Source organism: Rhizobium sp. BK661, assembly GCF_024808825.1.
In the GTDB taxonomy this organism is placed as follows: domain Bacteria; phylum Pseudomonadota; class Alphaproteobacteria; order Rhizobiales; family Rhizobiaceae; genus Rhizobium.
In genome coordinates this window covers 81,913-97,102 of the sequence record NZ_JANTYT010000004.1, presented here as the reverse complement: position 1 = coordinate 97,102, position 15,190 = coordinate 81,913, and the positions used below count along the sequence as shown (strand labels likewise).

Here is a 15,190-nt window from a genome sequence, read left to right as displayed (position 1 = left end):
GCGTTTAGCGGAAGCTGCCGATCAGCGGCTTGACCGAGCTGATGCGCGACTTGTCGAGGAAGGCGCCCTGGCCGGTGTCGACATCCGTCGGCGTCAGCCCGTACTTCTTCGAGAGCGCGATCTGGGCGATCGGGTAGTAGCCCTGAAGGTAGGGTTGCTGGTCCATGGTCGCGAACATCGCGCCGGATTCAACCGCATTAACGATCTCGACTGCCAGATCGAAGCCGCCGAACGGGATCTTCACGCCAGCGTCCTTGATGGCACCGGCACCGACCGTCGAGGTGACAGAGCCCGTTCCGAACAGCGCCTTGACGCCGGGATTGGCGATCAGGAACTGCGCCATGATATTCTGCGCCTCGGCTGGATCGAGACCGGCGCGAACCGTCTCGACCTTGATGCCGTTTTCCTTCATCGCCTTCTCGATTCCGCCGCCACGCGCGACCGCGAAGCTCGCCTCGGGAATTTCACGCGGATTGAAAACGACGTCGCCGGACTTCAAGCCGAATTCCTTGATCATCCGGTTGCCGAGCTCGTAGCCGGAAGAGAACTCGTTCATGCCGACATAGGCCTGGCGGCAATTGCCCTTCGCGCCTTCGAGGTCGTCATTGTTGAAACCGATGACGACGATGCCGGCCTTCACGGCCGCGCAGATGCTTTCGTCGAAGGCATCCGACGAAGAGATGGCGACAGCGATGCCATCGACGCCTGCTGCCGTGGCGCTCTCGATCAGGTCGTTCTGGCGAACCGGATCGTTGTTTGCGTATTGCACGTCGAGATCGACGCCGAACTGTGCCGCCGCATCCTTCGCGCCCTTCACCACGGGGTTGAAGAACTGGACACTCGGATCGAGATAGATGATCATCGTTGCCTTGACGTCGGCGGCTAATGCCGTAGATGTCATCATCGTGGCGATACCCGCGGCGAGTGCTGCGGTTTTCAACCTGGTCAATTTCATTTGCGTATCCTCCCTTTGGATGTGCAATGCGGGGTCGAAAGACCCAAGTCTCGGCTGGCGGGCTCCGACCAAAGATCACGCCGGCCGAGATTTTCCTCCCAGACGTCCCGCCTTCTCCCAAAAGCAGAAACGCCCTATCCCTTTGTTCCCTGTCAGCCGAACCACGGCGCCGGTCGCCCGAACGTCACGTGCACGCCCTTGAACTGGGAATATTCATCGAAGCCATAGCGGCCGAGCTCGCGGCCGAGGCCGCTTTTCTTGTAGCCGCCGATCGGCAGTTCCGGCGTGCCGTCGATGACGCTGTTGATCCAGCAACGGCCGGCGCGGATGCGGCGGATGCTCTGCATGGCGTTTTCGAGATTGGTGGACCAGACCGAAGCGGAAAGGCCGAACTCGCTGGCATTGGCGAGCGCTACGGCTTCGTCCGCGGTCTTGAAGGTCAAGGTCGAAAGCACCGGTCCGAAGATCTCCTCGCGGGCGATCGACATGTCGGGCTTCACGCCGGCAAACACGGTGGGAGCGTAATAGATGCCGGCCTCCTTGCCGACGCGCTCGCCGCCGAGCAGCAGCTCGGCGCCGGATGCAATGCCGGCTTCCACATAGGAATGAACCTTGCCGACATGGGCTTCGGATATCATCGCCCCGATCTTCGTGCGATCGTTCAAGGGATCGCCGAAAGTCACCTTGCGCGAGATATCGAGCAGGCGTTCCATCAAAGCGTCGCGGATACCTTCCTGGACCAGCAATCGGCTGCCGGAAATGCAGCACTGTCCGCCATTGTGATAGACACCGTAAGCAATACCATCGGCGGCGGCCTCGAGATCCGCATCGGCAAAGACGATCTGCGGACCCTTGCCGCCGAGCTCCAGCCCGACGCGCTTGACGCTGCGCGCGGCGATCTCGCCAAGCTTGGTCCCGACACGCACGGAGCCGGTGAAGGCAACCATGTCGACGCCGGGATCTTCGGCCAACACCTGGCCGGCCGGATCGCCGTAGCCGGTCACGACGTTGAAGACGCCATCGGGAATGCCGGCCTCACGTGCCAGTTCCGCCATACGGACCGACGTTCCCGAGGTGAATTCCGACGGCTTGAGGACAACGGTACATCCTGCGCCGATCGCCCACGGCACGCGCTCGGAGGCGATGATGAAGGGGAAATTCCAGGGTGTGATGATGCCGACGACGCCGACAGCTTCGCGCAGCACCAGACCCAGGCGATCGTCGCCGATATTGTTATGCGCCTGCCCTTCCAGAGCACGCGCCTGACCGGCGGCGTAAGACCAGAGGTCGGCGCAAAAACCGATCTCGCCGCGCGCCTGGGCGATCGGCTTGCCGACCTCCAGGCTCTCGGCCAAGGCCAGTTCTTCCTGGCGCTTGAGGATCAAGTCCGCTACCTTGAACATCAGGCGCGAGCGCTCCGCGCCCGACATGCGCGGCCAGGGACCTGTATCGAAGGCACGACGCGCAGCCGCGATTGCCAAGCGCACATCGTCAGCCGAGGCTTCCGGCCATGTACCGACCACGACACCCGCATGCCCCGGGCTGACGCGGTCAATCGTACGGCCCGATGCGGCATCCACCGACTTGCCATCGACAAGCATCTGGTAGCGGGATTTAATGTTCAGCCGCGGATCACTGGAATCAGGCGCAATGAAATTGGACAGCACGTTACCCTGCAAGCCGACGCATCGTGCCGGCCCTCCCTTTTACCCGGTTTTGAGCCACCGGATTTATGTTGCGTTTGAATTGTATGGTACTGTATGGTGGTTTAAATTGGATGTCAACGCATGACGGCGACGAAAGACATGAACCTTGAATCCTTGAAGATTGAGACCGGCGAGACCGCAGCAGCACAGGTCGAGCGCGACCTGCGGGAGGCGATCATCAAGCTCGAATTGGCCCCGGGCACGCGGTTGTCGGAACAGGATATCGCCACACGCATGGGCGTCTCGCGCCAACCCGTGCGAGAGGCCCTCATCGCGCTCGGAAAATCAAAGCTGGTCGATGTGCGCCCGAACAGGGGCACTGTGGTCGTCAGGATCTCGGCGCGGCAGATGATGGAGGCGCGCTTCGTCCGCGAAGCGCTTGAGACCGCCGTTGTCCGTCGCGCCAGCGACAGTTTCGACAGCTGGACACGGCGCCGGATCGACACAATTCTTGCCCGGCAGACCGCTGCCATGGAGGCCCATGACCACAACGCATTCAGACGCGAGGACGAGCAGTTTCATATCGCAATCGCGGAAGGCGCCGGCTGTAGCCTTGCCTGGAATGCGATTGCCGACATCAAAGCCCATATGGATCGCGTCTGCAATCTCCAGCTTCGCCACCCCGATTCCATGATGCGGCTGATCGCCGAGCATGAGGCCATCATCACCGCCATCGACAGTCGCGACGCCGATGCTGCGGCATCCGCGATGTGCGCGCATCTCAACGGCATCCTGTCAGACCTACCGCAAATAGAAGCGGATCATCCCGACCTTTTCGAATGATGCGGCGCAGCGGTTACGCGCTGTGCGGGGTGAGTTGTGGGGAGCGGAGGTCGCGGACGTTGCATCAGCGAGTCGTTGCGCGGCTGTCGCGATCGATAGCTATTCCTGGAGACCGCATGGCGGAGCCGTTCAAGGAGGCGTTGGCAATCTGCCTCGTTCTTGTACGCCGTCCGTTTTCGTCATGCGGCGACGTATCCGAATGCCCTGCTCGACGCTTTGAAGCCTCTTCTAACTTTGCAATAGTCCGCAATCTGCGGGAATCGGAAATCAAACGTCGCGCTGAACACCCGACGTCATCAGGCAGTCCCACTGCACCGGCTCCCTACTTCGTGCCGTTTTGATGACATGGCCGATCGACTTGAAGGGCGGCACTTTTAGACGCTGGCGCCAAGGGAGATGAGAAGTTCATCCAACTGCGCGAACTGCTCTGGCATCGCGTCTTCCATGCCGACGAAAGCCTCGTCGAGCGCTTCTTTCGAGGGATACAGTTCTTGCAGGACTAGCAGCGTTCCGCCATCCTTTTCCTCGAAGGTCACAGTCGTGACGGCAGCGGTGTCGCTTTCGTCATTGGTCCAGACGAGGCGCGACGGTGGTGACACTTCCAGATACTTGCCGAAGAAGGCCATGGAGTCAGAGGCATCATGTCCGAACGTGACGCGATAGCTGCCTCCGGTGCGCACATCCATCTCGCACGAAAGCATGGGCACGCCGCACGACTTCGGCGCCCACCACAGTTTGAACAACTCGGGCTTGGTCCACGCGTCGAACACAAGGCGAACCGGACCGTTGAAGGTGCGCGTCACGACAAGTTCGCGCTCGGACCTCCGTTCGACCCCGGTGCGGTCGTTACTCGCTCTGTAGCCCATCGATTCTCTCCTTCCGTTTCAGGGTCTCGACGACTTCATCCAACGCGTCGAAGCGTGCGTTCCAGATCTGGCGGCGCGCTTCAATCCAGGCCGCCCCCTCCTCGAGCCCGAGCGGGTCGAGCCTGCAGGTCCGCACGCGGCCGACCTTCTCCGTTGTCACAAGCCCCGCCTGCTCCAAGACGCCGACGTGCTTCTTCATGCCTGTGAGGGTCATGTGGAACTTCTTTGCAAGCTCCGTGATCGAAGCATCCGCACTTCCAAGCTGTTCCAGAACGCCGCGTCGGGTGGCGTCCGAGAGCGCGGCAAAGCAGGTGTCAAGGCTAGCTGAAAACTGAACCATCTAGTTCAGTTTATATCACGCGGGTCGGCTTCGAGCAAGGGGACCGAGGTTGGTCGCCAGGCGATGAGTTGCGAGGAGCGGCGGACGCTGGCGTTTGCGCGATGCAGCGCCGATCCACGGAAGGTCGACGTTGCCTCCAGAAGGCAATCAGCTTCAGCCCAAGTTGGACTGCTACGTCGGCGGATTCGAAGAGATAAAGATGGCCATCGCCTATAAAGTTCTCATGTCGTCGACCGTATTGACTGGCAATGCTCCGGGAGGGGTATGGCGTGATCAATGCTTGATGGCCCAACGATGCCCGGCAATACCGCTAGGCAGGAGGCCTCCATGAAGGTAACCACTTCCATCCGGGCGCAAGCCGGTCTGCGGACTCCCGATTGTCGTCAGACCGCATCAAACTCGACCAGACTCTTCGGTGGCGGGATGTCCGTTCGACCAGCTCGCCGATCGGCGACATACTGGATCGCTTCCACGAGTTCCAAATCCAAAATCGGCTTCTGGATCACTCCCAGCGCCCCTGGCACTCCGCCTCGAAGCGCACCTGGATCACTGGTCATGAAAAGCACCGTCACGTCGGCCTCCACCAATGTCCGCCCGACAATGGGTCCAGTAGGGCCATCCTCGAGATTCACGTCCACGAGCGCCATGTCCGCGTCGGTGGCAAGCATGAGTGCCTGATACATGTTGCTCGCGATCCCAACAGGACGATGTCCGAGTTCCTCTATCGTGTCCTGCAGGTTGAGCGCCACGAGCGGTTGGTCTTCGACGATTAGTACATTGAACGACATGGTGTCTTCTCCGAACTGTCCTATCGAAGGATTAACCCTTGTCGCCCCAGGCTTGTTCCAAGGGTTGTTGCTTACCGGAACGGAACGGCGGTTGGTTGTGTGAGGATGCGAGATGAAGCGCATGTCGGTAGTCTGGGATCGAATGGCATGACATCTGAAAGCATGTCACCGGATAGATCTAAGAGCTGTTGAGCTACGGAATGCACGATGTCCCCTTCCCGCTGAAATCCGCTCGCGACGAGGTTAGTCAAGGAAGCGATAAATGTCGCCCGAGAGCGCGGCGCAGTTTGGCGACCCCCTTCAAGATCGCAGGCTAATAAATGCCGCCCTGATCTCCTGGCTGAACAGGTTGGGTTCTTCCCACGCCGCGAAATGACCTCCCCTGGAGGCTCGGTTGTAGTAGATCAGCTTCGGATACGCCCTGACCAGCCACTCCTTCGGCGGCCTGTACACCTCTCCGGGAAAGATGGTCACGCCAGCGGGCACCTGAATAGCTGTAAGCTTTGCGCCTGAGACCGTGTTCTCCCAATAGATTTTGCCGCTGGACGGCCCCGTGTTGGTCAGCCAGTACAAGGTGATATTGTCGAGGATCGCGTCCTTTGACAGCGCTTTTTCTGGCTCACCGCGGGTGAATACCCAGTCGGCGATCTTGTCGTATAACCAGGCAGCAAGCCCAACTGGCGAGTCGGCTATGCCGTAACCGACAGTCTCCGGACGGGTGTTCATGATGGCCGCGTACCCGAAGCCGTTGTTCAGGAAATCCCTTGCTTCGCCGAAGATCTTTTTCTCGTCGGTAGAGAGAGCAGCCGGCGCTGGAGCACCACTCTTCAATGCCTGGGCAGCGTCCGGTGGGAACGTTGTTGCCCGTTCGATGCGATTGACGTGAATGCCGAGGAGGCCCTCAGGAGCCTGGCGACCAAGCGCATCGGAGATAATTGCTCCCCAATCACCGCCTTGGGAGACGTAGCTGCTATAACCGAGACGCCTCATGAGCACGTCCCATGCGCCCGCGATGCGCTGCGGGTTCCATCCGGTCACGCTCGGCTTTTCCGAAAAACCGAAACCGGGGATGGACGGCAGCACGAGATGGAAGGCGTCTTCGGCCTTGCCGCCGTGCATAGTCGGATCGGTCAACGGTCCAATGACATTGAGGAGTTCGAAAACCGAACCTGGCCAGCCATGTGTCATGATCAACGGCAAAGCGTTCTGATGCTTGGACCGAACGTGAATGAAATGGATATCAAGCCCGTCGATTTCAGTCAGAAATTGCGGGAATGCGTTCAACCTAGTCTCGGCGTCCCGCCAATCGTAATCGGTCTGCCAATATTCGACGAGTTCCCACAGTCTGGTCGGCGGAACGCCCTGGGAGCGGTCGGTGACAGTTTGCCCGTCCGGCCAGCGCGTTGCCGCAAGCCGCCGCCGCAAATCGAGTAGCGCAGATTCCGGAACCTCAGCCTTGAACGGTCGTATTTCACCTGTGGAACCTGCTTTGGCCATTCTGGGCTCCGTCGCATTGGCAAACGACGGTAAAATCGCAGTGGACAGAGCGGCAGCCGTTCCCGCAAACAAGAGAGCGCGGCGAGACAGATCCGTGGCAGCGGTTTTTGCGATCAGGGTCATGACATTTCCTCCCTTCTGGTGAATTACTTCACAGGTTCAACGAGCTTAGCATTCCGGCTGACGATGTAAGTCGCCAGCTCCGACGCCTTGCCATCCCCCACGTTTCGAGCGGAATGGGCAACACCATCCGGGATGAACAGGGATTGCCCCGCCTTCAGTGTAACGGCTTCCCTTCCCTCAAGCTTGTACTCGAGTGTTCCCTGAAGAACGTAGGCCACCTCCTCGCCAGGGTGCCGGTGGTTTACCGCGAATGCGCCTGGATCAAAGTCGACCCGCACCTGCACGGCTTCCTTGCCGGAAATGCTGATGTCCTCCTTTACCAAGTCCGTCCGTCGAATTTCAGGCTGATCGGCTCTTGCAATCTGGAAGGCGAAAGCGGCGATAACCAGAGCCGCGGAAACGATACGTCGTGCGTTCATTGGATTGCTCCTTGGTTGATAATGAGCTCGTGCGACTGCACCGTGCTTGCAACCCAAAATCAGGCCATTCGGTATCCGGTTTGTTTTTCGAGGCGACTGAAATGTAACGAAGCGTCGTCCGGCGCACGTTTGGATACAATCCAATACAAAATCGTCCGCTGCGGAGGTTCCTGCGATGTTGATATTATGTTGCATATGCATCATAACGGACGCATCGAAATTGGCCTGGCGTCCACCCCATACCATAAGGAGCCTTGAGATGCTGAAACGCTCTATACCACTCTTTTTCTCGGTCGCGCTCACCGCTACCGTCGGAGCCGGCGCTGCTTCCGCGGACAACCCCACCGAGATCGGTTACATTGACCTAACCCCCGATATCACGCTTCGCCGCATGGTCGTGGCGGAAATCCACGCCGCGAATTAGAGCGCAGCCACAAGCGGCCTTATGTCGGTTCGTCCTCCCTTGGAAGGTTTTCGGCTATGTCAATGATTGCTTCTGCACCATTGTTGCCAACAAGAGCGGTTGCTTTGCGCTGCGCCTCGCGCCAAGCGGGAGCCGCCTCGCTGAGAAGCTTCTTCCCGGCAGAGGAAATGACGACCGGACGGCTGCGGCCGCCCTTAGTCGGAAGCTCCTCGATCCAGCCTTCCTTGAGGAGCGGTGCGAGGCTGCGCGTCAACGTCGTCCGGTCTTGGAAATTTGCACGGCCGATTTCCGAGCGGCTGGCACCTCCCAGTTTTGCAATCATGATGAGCATGGAGAACTGGGATGCGGTCAGGCCATGGTTCCGCAGTTCCTGGTCATAGATGTTTGTTACCACCCTGGAGATGCGCCTGGCCCTGGTCATCAGGCATCCGGATACGACTTCGCCAACGATATACGACTCGGGATCAATTCGATCATCCATCGTTCAACCTCCACAAACTCGAGAGGTAACTTATGTAGTGTATACGCAACATATCTTCAACCTGAGCATGGATGCTGGACCCTCCAAGGCAGACAAAAATGACCTGGTCTCTTCCGGTTCGGAGGACCGTCGATGCCTTGGAGCCATCGGCCGCAAAAGATGCAGCCATTCGACCAAGAGTGAAAGGAAGAACTGAAATGAACGACACTGCAAAGAGTAAAACGGCCGTCGAAACGGACAGAGTGCACGGCTTGCCAAGCCATTCGACCGTTGGCACAAACGATCTGGAAACCGCTTCTTCATTCTACGACAAACTGCTTTCCGTGTTCGGCATCGGGCGCGTTCTGGTCCAGCCTGGTCGTGCCGTCTATTACGGCCACAGGACCCTTGAGTTCGGCGTCATCAAGCCGTTTGACGGACAACCAGCGACTGTCGGCAACGGTGGCATGGTGGCTTTCGAGGCCCGTTCCCGCGCCCAGGTTGAGGAAGTCCACGCGGCAGCCTTGGCACTCGGTGGCCAAGACGAAGGTGCTCCCGGTCCGCGAGGCGAGAATGGCGCCGACCCTTACTGTGCCTATTTCCGTGATCCTGAGGGCAATAAGTTTCTCGTCTACCGCGCAGGACCGGACGAGCTCTGATTGCTGGCACGACGGGAGGCGTAGGGGTTACGCCTCCCAGCAAAAGCGCAGCACCGAAGTTGTTGTGCAACTCGTTTTCGTCGATAACTAATAAACGCCGGAGTAATTTGTCGTGGATCCTCTATCGCAAACGAATGGACCTCTGTTCGAGCCGCTTCCGCTGCCTTGCGGTTTGACACTGAACAATCGAATTGCGAAATCCGCGATGTCGGACTCCCTAGGGGACGGAACTGGCCATCCGACCGCTGCGCAGACGCGGCTATATCAACGCTGGGCCGAAGGTGGGTTGGCCGTCTCGATAATCGGCGAAGTGCAGCTCACCTCCGGCTACGCCGAGAACCCTGGCAACCTGGTACTTAACGAAGCGTCGGACCTTGAACGGTTCCGGAAACTTGCCCTTCATGGCAGCGAAAACGGCACAAGCTTATGGCTACAGCTCGGCCACGCAGGAGCGCTTGCCTACGCACCGACCAGCAAACCAAAGGGGCCGACTGCTTTCGACCTGCCGGGACTGCGCTGCGTGGAAATAACATCCGAGGAAATAGGTCAACTGCCATCACAATTTGCGGCCACAGCCCGGTTGGCGCAGGAGGCTGGTTTTGGAGGTGTGCAGATTCACGCGGCACATGGGTTTTTGCTCAGTCAGTTTCTTTCGCCTCTGTTTAACAAGCGGACGGACGGGTACGGGGGCGCGATCGCCAGCCGTATGCGGCTCTTGCTGGAAGCCATCGATGCAACCCGCGCCGCTGTCGGACCGAGCTTCCCGATTGCCGTTAAGCTCAATTCTTCTGACGAACTGGAGGGAGGATTCGACGAGGAAGACGCGCTCAAGGTCGTGGCGGCGTTGGACCGAACCTCGATCGACCTGATCGACATCAGCGGTGGGACCTACTTTCCTGGAGCCAAGTCCGCTTCCGACAGGTCCGGACGTGGACCCTATTTCCTCGAATTCGCAAAACGTGCGCGCGCTATGATGACGAAGCCTCTTATGCTGACAGGAGGCTTCAAGACGCGCGCGCAGGCCGAAGACGCCGTGGCGAGCGGTGCAGTTGATATGGTCGGTCTCGCGCGTGCTCTCGTCCTCGAACCTTCGCTGCCCAATCTCTGGAAAGAACAAAAGAAATCGGAGCCAGCCTTTCCAAAGTTTTCGGATGCCCCGGAGGGTGGGGTTACAGCATGGTACACAATGCGGCTGGCTGAGATCGGCACCAACACGGAAACATCTGATTTCCTTGGCCTCGAACGGGCAATCCAGGCCTACAAAGCCCGCGACGAAGCGCGAACGGAACAGTGGTCGGCTCATTTCGAAAATGCAGCTAGAACAAGCTAACCCGACTACATCGGGCTCACGCCGCCCCATCACCGACCACCCGCTCTCGATGTGCCGCGGCTCCTGAGTACTGGCTAACAGCGCTCTATCGTCGCGGTAAGCGCCGTTGCCATCCGCTTCGCCTGGCGGGCAGGCTCCACCGAGCGAGTAATTTGGGCTACGGCCGTTGCTCCTTCCTGGAGAAGGTTGATTTCGTCCGCCACACGCCGAGGGTCACGGAATCGCGCCGCGTGAGCGAGCTCCTCGAAGTATGCGAGTGACAGACGCTTGTGCATCTCCGCAGCTCGAAACACGGGATCGGCGATGTCCTTGTGTTCTCCCGCAGCAGCCATAAAGCCGCAACCTCTAAACTCTTTGTCCTTGAACCATTGTTCCAGAAAGTCGAACGTCGACAGAATTCGCTCGACGGGATCCTTTGCGCACGTTTCCACGAACTCGCGCATCTCACGACGATCTGCTTCGTCGCGCCGCTCCAGTGCCGCGACGATCAGCTCCTCCTTTGTTTCGAAGTGCCGGTAAAGGGTGGTTTTAGCGACGCCGCTTTCCGAGACAATCAAGTCGATGCCAGTCGCGTGGTATCCATACTCATTGAAAAGCCGCAGAGCGGTCTCCAGCAAATGGTTCTTGATCTCCGACCGCCGCATTGCCCTACCTTTCACAACTGATCTGTATCGTTAAATAGTCGTTCGTGGAAGCCGACGCAATACCGTTGCGGCGTTCCAGGCGCCGGCCTAGTCGCGGATTCGTGATTCGCTACCGAAACAGATCGGTAGTATTTGTCTCCGAACGATACAAATCGGTATCGTTAAACTCGAGCGAGACGAAAGCTCGGCGCTATCATCAGCCAATGGGAGAAGAAAATGACCGAAATTATTCAACACATCGGCATTCAGCCGAAATCGAAGCGCATCGAAAGCATCCAGCATTTAGCAGAGACTTACGCGCGTACGGCAACGACAGCTGGCCTTTATGTAGCGATCACTGTCATATACGCTTGGTTCGGCGGCATGAAATTCACCGCCTACGAGGCGCAAGGCCTTGTGGATCTGGTCAGCAACAACCCGCTGGTAAGCTGGATGTACTCAATCCTGAGTGTGCGAGGTTTTTCGAGCTTCCTCGGCATACTCGAAATCAGCATTGGAGCACTTATAGCCGCGAGGCTTGTCAGCCCGGTTTACTCGCTGGTTGGAGGCGTGCTGTCATCTGGCCTGTTCGTCACCACGATCAGTTTCATGATTACAACCCCAGGCGTGGTCGTCCCGGAACTCGGGTTCCCCGCGATCTCGGTCGCGCCAGGCCAGTTCCTTCTCAAGGACGTCGGTCTTCTAGCACTGTCGCTCTGGATTGCGATGGATTCCCTTATCGCAATCCGGTTCACGCGAACCTGAGGGCCAACGAGCTTTGAATACCAGCCTTTAAAGCGAGCGCCCTCTTCGGGGCGTCGCCATTCAATAAACTTGAAATGCGCGCCATTGTGCCACCGCGATCTTCTTCACTGATGGTATGGAGGATTGGTACCGTGAACGAATTGTCCCACGGCATTGGCGCGCTCTTTGAGACGTGGGCGATTTTCGGATTGATTGGAGCGCTGGGCTTCCTCCTCGGGTTCGCGATGAACCACGGATCGATCTGCACCTTCATCGCTGCGACCGAACTGGTGTCACAACGCAGGCCCGCACGATTTCTCGCTCTGGCCGAATGCGCCAAGATCGCCTACGTCGTCTCTCGACACACTGCCCACATGCATGGCGGATGGCCTCCATTGGCTCGGGGCACTCCTCGCGCTCACGTTGGATCGACTACGAGCACGATCTTGCCTTTGGGTCGAGGGAGTTGGCCTTCAAGCATAAGATGGGCATCCCGTGCTTGCTCGAATGGAACTTTAACGCCGACGTTTACCTCGAGGGCGTTTTCGTCAATGAGGGTAGAGATCCGCCGGAGGCTCTCGGTGGAAACATCGACCAGAAAGAACCTCGCTGTCACACCATGTCGTTCCGCGAGAGCCTGGTCCGGCATGGACACGGCCGAAATCAATGCTCCACTGCGTTTCAGCACATTGAACGACCGCGTTTGGGATTCTCCGCCCACAAAATCCATCACGGCATCTACATCGTGGACCTCCTCCTCGAAGCGTGTTGCCGTGTAGTCGATTACGCGCCCTGCTCCCAATGAGCGAACCCGCTCGATGTCCTCCGACGAAGCTGTGCAGATCGAGTTCAGTCCAGCGTGTTTGGCGAACTGGACGGCAAAGGCTCCGACGTTTCCCCCCGCCCCATGGATCAATACCGTCTGACCTTGCACCAGACCGGCTTGGTCGAACAACGCTTGCCACGCCGTAACAGCGATAACTGGCAGCGACGCTGCAGCCACGTGGGCGATCGATGCCGGCTTCTTGTCAAGCATGGAGGCTTTGGCGACCGCATATTGCGCATACCCGCCGCAGAACCGCTTGTTCGTCGCGCCGTAGACCTGATCGCCGATTTGCAAGTGATCGACGCCGCGTCCGACGGCGACGATCGCCCCGGATATATCGGAGCCAAGAATGAGAGGGAGGGGCTGGGGAAGCGCACTGTTGCCAGAGCGAATCCATCCGTCCCATGGTCCGACGCCCGCAGCATATACCCTCACGATCACCTCGTCCGTTTCGGGCGTGGACACCTCCACTTCTTCCAGCTTCATCACATCGGGCGTGCCGAATTCGTGAATGCGCCATACTTCTCCCGAAAAGCGCTGCGGGCCATCTGACATCTGGGCTGTCCTCCGGTTGCGGGTCGCTATGCGTAAAGCGTCGACTTCCTACTGCGATCCGGACCTCACTTCTCGGCGGACGTCAGCGGCTCGTCTCCTGCTTCAACAATGAAAACGGCGAGAAGCGAGGCAGGCTCAGTCGTGCTCGCGTTCTCACTTACCTTGTGCTTCGATCCAGGTAGCTCGAAGAACTGCTCCCCCACCTTATAGACCTTCTCGTCTTCGTCATTGACCTTGCTGCGGATAGAGCCAGACAGGACGCGTGCATAGATGAACGCCGACTTGGCATGAGTATGCGCGTCGGATTTGCCGCCGGGTCCGTAATTGACGACCAGAGCGACGAGCTTTTTGCCAGGGCTATTGGGCAATTCGTGTTCGAAAACGGTGACGACTTCTTCAAGTTCGCCACCCGAGGCAACAAGCGGATGCGCGAATTGTGCGGCGACACATACTGCGACGATCGTGGAAATCCTGCGTAAAGACATTTTTCCGCTCCTCCTTCGCTCATTGCTCGCCCGAGCGCGAGCAATTGAGCGTTGCCTTTGGCCAAGGCAACGTGCTGATGCACCACGAAGGACCCCGAAGGACTGTTCCGGCGATTCCGAATTGGAGGGCAAAGTTCAAGGGTGCGTCGGAAATGTAGCCTAACTTCGCAGCCCAGGCCATCGAAGTCACACCAAAATCGGGCGTTTCTCGCTCGCCATGCGCGTCCTGCCACTTTGGTCGGAACCGCTGGCCGGCAAGGACGGCTGATCAGGTGCTAGCGAGTCTGGCTTGCCACTTTCGCCCCAACTTGGAGATCAAATGTTTGAGTTCTGGTTCTTTCACCAGGATCGCCGCTTCTCTCGGATGCCGCCAAATCAGCTCTCGCTGGCCTCACTCCGGAAACTGCAAGCGCTCCCGCCTGACCTCGAGCAGATAAACGCCGACGACCGAAGTGACAGGCTCGTCGCCCTTCAGATACTTCGAATACCTGTAATGACCAAACGTCTTTTTTCTGATCTTTCCCCTGACGCCAGCCTCTTGCCACGCCTCCCGCTCCGCAGCTTGGTACGGCTTTGTGCCGTCAACTGGCCATCCCTTGGGGATGGTCCATCGCTTTGTTTCACGGGTTGTGATGAGAAGGATCTCGATACCGCGGAGAGATTTCCGGTAGCAAAGCGCCCCAACCTGCTCCACCAAGTCGCCTTGGAAAACCCTGTACGCATAAGGCGTCAGCTTTGAGAAATATCTATCCGGCTGTTCCATTGCACAAACATGGCGCGGAGGCCGATTCGCGACAAGGCCTCCGCGCAAAGCCGGAACAGCCGAACATCAGACCGTCAGGACAGAGAAAGATCGACCGAGCTTAGGTCGGCAAAGGCTCCCCTGTTTGTTCCCGCACCATGTATTCCGCATACCAGCTTGGCCAGCCTTCGTCGTGTTGCCCGGTCAGTTTCTCGTGTTCGCCATGCGCCTCCGATGCCCGTCGCAGCGCGGCCTCGAGTTCGCCAGAGGAGACGAAGGTCGCCCCGCCCTTGTCTATGCGTCCCGGCAAGCGATTGGTGACCTCCTGTAACAACCAACCGTTTCCGTCAGGATCACTGAACGAAGCGTAGGTCCGGTAGGTGCGGCGCTCCGGATCACGGCCGCGTACTCTCCGGCTCCCGAAAAGGTACGGCTCGTCGCTGCCCGTTTGCTCTTGTCCTGCATGAAACACTTCGCTGACCCGCACACCGCGTGCCACCAGTTCCTCGCGCGCCGCGGTGATGTCGGAGACTATCAGGTATAGGCCCCGCGCGGAGCCGGCCGCAGCCGATGTAACATTCTTGCCGAAGATGACCGAACATCCCGAACCGGGCGGCGTGAACTGGATCACGCGCCAGTCGTTACCTGCGACGAAGTCGCCGTCTAGCCGCCAGCCAAGGCCGGCGTAAAAGCTCTTGGCTCGATCGACGTCGGCAACGGGGATTACGACCACTTCCAGCTTCATGTCGACGCCGCGCACCACGGTAGGCTGTGAAGTCTCGCTACGAACCTCGGTATTACTCATGTGGAGTCTCCTTGGTTGGATGAGCTGCAAGAGCGCATATGTCCCGACAGCTCTGGGGCG

The 15,190-nt window shown here is 58.8% G+C and carries 18 protein-coding genes; 5 read left to right on the top strand and 13 right to left on the bottom strand.

Translation table 11 applies throughout. The features are described 5' to 3' along the window. Positions 1-4 precede the first annotated feature (4 nt). Both FHX16_RS11175 and FHX16_RS11170 read right to left on the bottom strand, forming a co-directional pair. Complete coding sequence (locus FHX16_RS11175) at positions 5-955, bottom strand: substrate-binding domain-containing protein (RefSeq protein ID WP_183862898.1); 951 nt, start codon at positions 953-955, stop codon at positions 5-7. A 152-nt stretch (positions 956-1,107) separates the two neighbouring features. Next, positions 1,108-2,622, bottom strand: coding sequence for an aldehyde dehydrogenase family protein (locus tag FHX16_RS11170; protein ID WP_183862900.1), 1,515 nt, complete (start codon positions 2,620-2,622; stop codon positions 1,108-1,110). Positions 2,623-2,742: 120 nt separating this feature from the next. On the opposite strand from FHX16_RS11170, the gene FHX16_RS11165 reads away from it, so the two are divergent. Next, positions 2,743-3,444 carry a GntR family transcriptional regulator gene (locus FHX16_RS11165; RefSeq protein ID WP_183862902.1) on the top strand — a complete coding sequence of 234 codons (702 nt, stop codon included), beginning with the start codon at positions 2,743-2,745 and terminating at the stop codon, positions 3,442-3,444. A gap of 374 nt (positions 3,445-3,818) precedes the next feature. Here the strand turns inward: FHX16_RS11165 and FHX16_RS11160 are convergent, their stop codons facing one another. From FHX16_RS11160 to FHX16_RS11140, 5 genes are all read right to left on the bottom strand, one after another. Beyond that, positions 3,819-4,310, bottom strand: coding sequence for an SRPBCC family protein (locus FHX16_RS11160; RefSeq protein WP_183862904.1), 492 nt, complete (start codon positions 4,308-4,310; stop codon positions 3,819-3,821). Further along, complete coding sequence (locus FHX16_RS11155) at positions 4,291-4,650, bottom strand: helix-turn-helix transcriptional regulator (RefSeq protein ID WP_183862906.1); 360 nt, start codon at positions 4,648-4,650, stop codon at positions 4,291-4,293. Before FHX16_RS11155 ends, FHX16_RS11160 begins: the two co-directional genes overlap by 20 nt. Before the next feature lie 383 nt (positions 4,651-5,033). Next, a complete protein-coding gene (locus FHX16_RS11150; RefSeq protein WP_183756270.1) occupies positions 5,034-5,438 on the bottom strand; it encodes a response regulator in 405 nt (134 codons plus the stop codon). A 300-nt stretch (positions 5,439-5,738) separates the two neighbouring features. Next, the gene (locus FHX16_RS11145) at positions 5,739-7,058 is read right to left on the bottom strand and encodes an epoxide hydrolase family protein (RefSeq protein WP_183862908.1); all 1,320 of its coding nucleotides are present in this window, start codon (positions 7,056-7,058) and stop codon (positions 5,739-5,741) included. Between the two features lie 23 nt (positions 7,059-7,081). After that, positions 7,082-7,477, bottom strand: coding sequence for a cupin domain-containing protein (locus FHX16_RS11140; RefSeq protein WP_183862910.1), 396 nt, complete (start codon positions 7,475-7,477; stop codon positions 7,082-7,084). Between the two features lie 259 nt (positions 7,478-7,736). On the opposite strand from FHX16_RS11140, the gene FHX16_RS11135 reads away from it, so the two are divergent. After that, positions 7,737-7,901, top strand: coding sequence for a hypothetical protein (locus FHX16_RS11135; protein ID WP_183862912.1), 165 nt, complete (start codon positions 7,737-7,739; stop codon positions 7,899-7,901). Between the two features lie 19 nt (positions 7,902-7,920). Here FHX16_RS11135 and FHX16_RS11130 read toward each other — a convergent pair whose 3' ends face one another. Further along, the gene (locus FHX16_RS11130; RefSeq protein ID WP_183862914.1) at positions 7,921-8,382 is read right to left on the bottom strand and encodes a MarR family winged helix-turn-helix transcriptional regulator; all 462 of its coding nucleotides are present in this window, start codon (positions 8,380-8,382) and stop codon (positions 7,921-7,923) included. Positions 8,383-8,579: 197 nt separating this feature from the next. On the opposite strand from FHX16_RS11130, the gene FHX16_RS11125 reads away from it, so the two are divergent. Together FHX16_RS11125 and FHX16_RS11120 are read left to right on the top strand one after the other, a co-directional pair. After that, positions 8,580-9,020, top strand: coding sequence for a VOC family protein (locus tag FHX16_RS11125; protein ID WP_259128095.1), 441 nt, complete (start codon positions 8,580-8,582; stop codon positions 9,018-9,020). Positions 9,021-9,132: 112 nt separating this feature from the next. After that, entirely contained in the window at positions 9,133-10,350 is a 1,218-nt protein-coding gene (locus tag FHX16_RS11120) for an NADH:flavin oxidoreductase/NADH oxidase family protein (protein WP_183862916.1), read from the top strand. A 74-nt stretch (positions 10,351-10,424) separates the two neighbouring features. Here the strand turns inward: FHX16_RS11120 and FHX16_RS11115 are convergent, their stop codons facing one another. Then, positions 10,425-10,994: a TetR/AcrR family transcriptional regulator gene (locus FHX16_RS11115; RefSeq protein WP_183862918.1), complete on the bottom strand. Its 570-nt coding sequence runs from the start codon at positions 10,992-10,994 to the stop codon at positions 10,425-10,427. 216 nt (positions 10,995-11,210) lie between these two features. Here FHX16_RS11115 and FHX16_RS11110 point away from each other — a divergent pair, with 216 nt between their 5' ends. Further along, positions 11,211-11,738 carry a YkgB family protein gene (locus FHX16_RS11110; RefSeq protein WP_259128091.1) on the top strand — a complete coding sequence of 176 codons (528 nt, stop codon included), beginning with the start codon at positions 11,211-11,213 and terminating at the stop codon, positions 11,736-11,738. A 397-nt stretch (positions 11,739-12,135) separates the two neighbouring features. Here FHX16_RS11110 and FHX16_RS11105 read toward each other — a convergent pair whose 3' ends face one another. The 4 genes from FHX16_RS11105 to FHX16_RS11090 form a co-directional block, all read right to left on the bottom strand. Next, a complete protein-coding gene (locus FHX16_RS11105) occupies positions 12,136-13,098 on the bottom strand; it encodes an NADP-dependent oxidoreductase (RefSeq protein ID WP_183862922.1) in 963 nt (320 codons plus the stop codon). A gap of 65 nt (positions 13,099-13,163) precedes the next feature. Further along, positions 13,164-13,583, bottom strand: a complete 420-nt coding sequence (locus FHX16_RS11100; RefSeq protein ID WP_183756260.1) for a cupin domain-containing protein — start codon at positions 13,581-13,583, stop codon at positions 13,164-13,166. A 391-nt stretch (positions 13,584-13,974) separates the two neighbouring features. Next, positions 13,975-14,346: an NUDIX hydrolase gene (locus FHX16_RS11095; protein ID WP_246712625.1), complete on the bottom strand. Its 372-nt coding sequence runs from the start codon at positions 14,344-14,346 to the stop codon at positions 13,975-13,977. Between the two features lie 100 nt (positions 14,347-14,446). Continuing rightward, a complete protein-coding gene (locus tag FHX16_RS11090) occupies positions 14,447-15,130 on the bottom strand; it encodes a VOC family protein (protein WP_183862924.1) in 684 nt (227 codons plus the stop codon). Positions 15,131-15,190 lie beyond the last annotated feature (60 nt).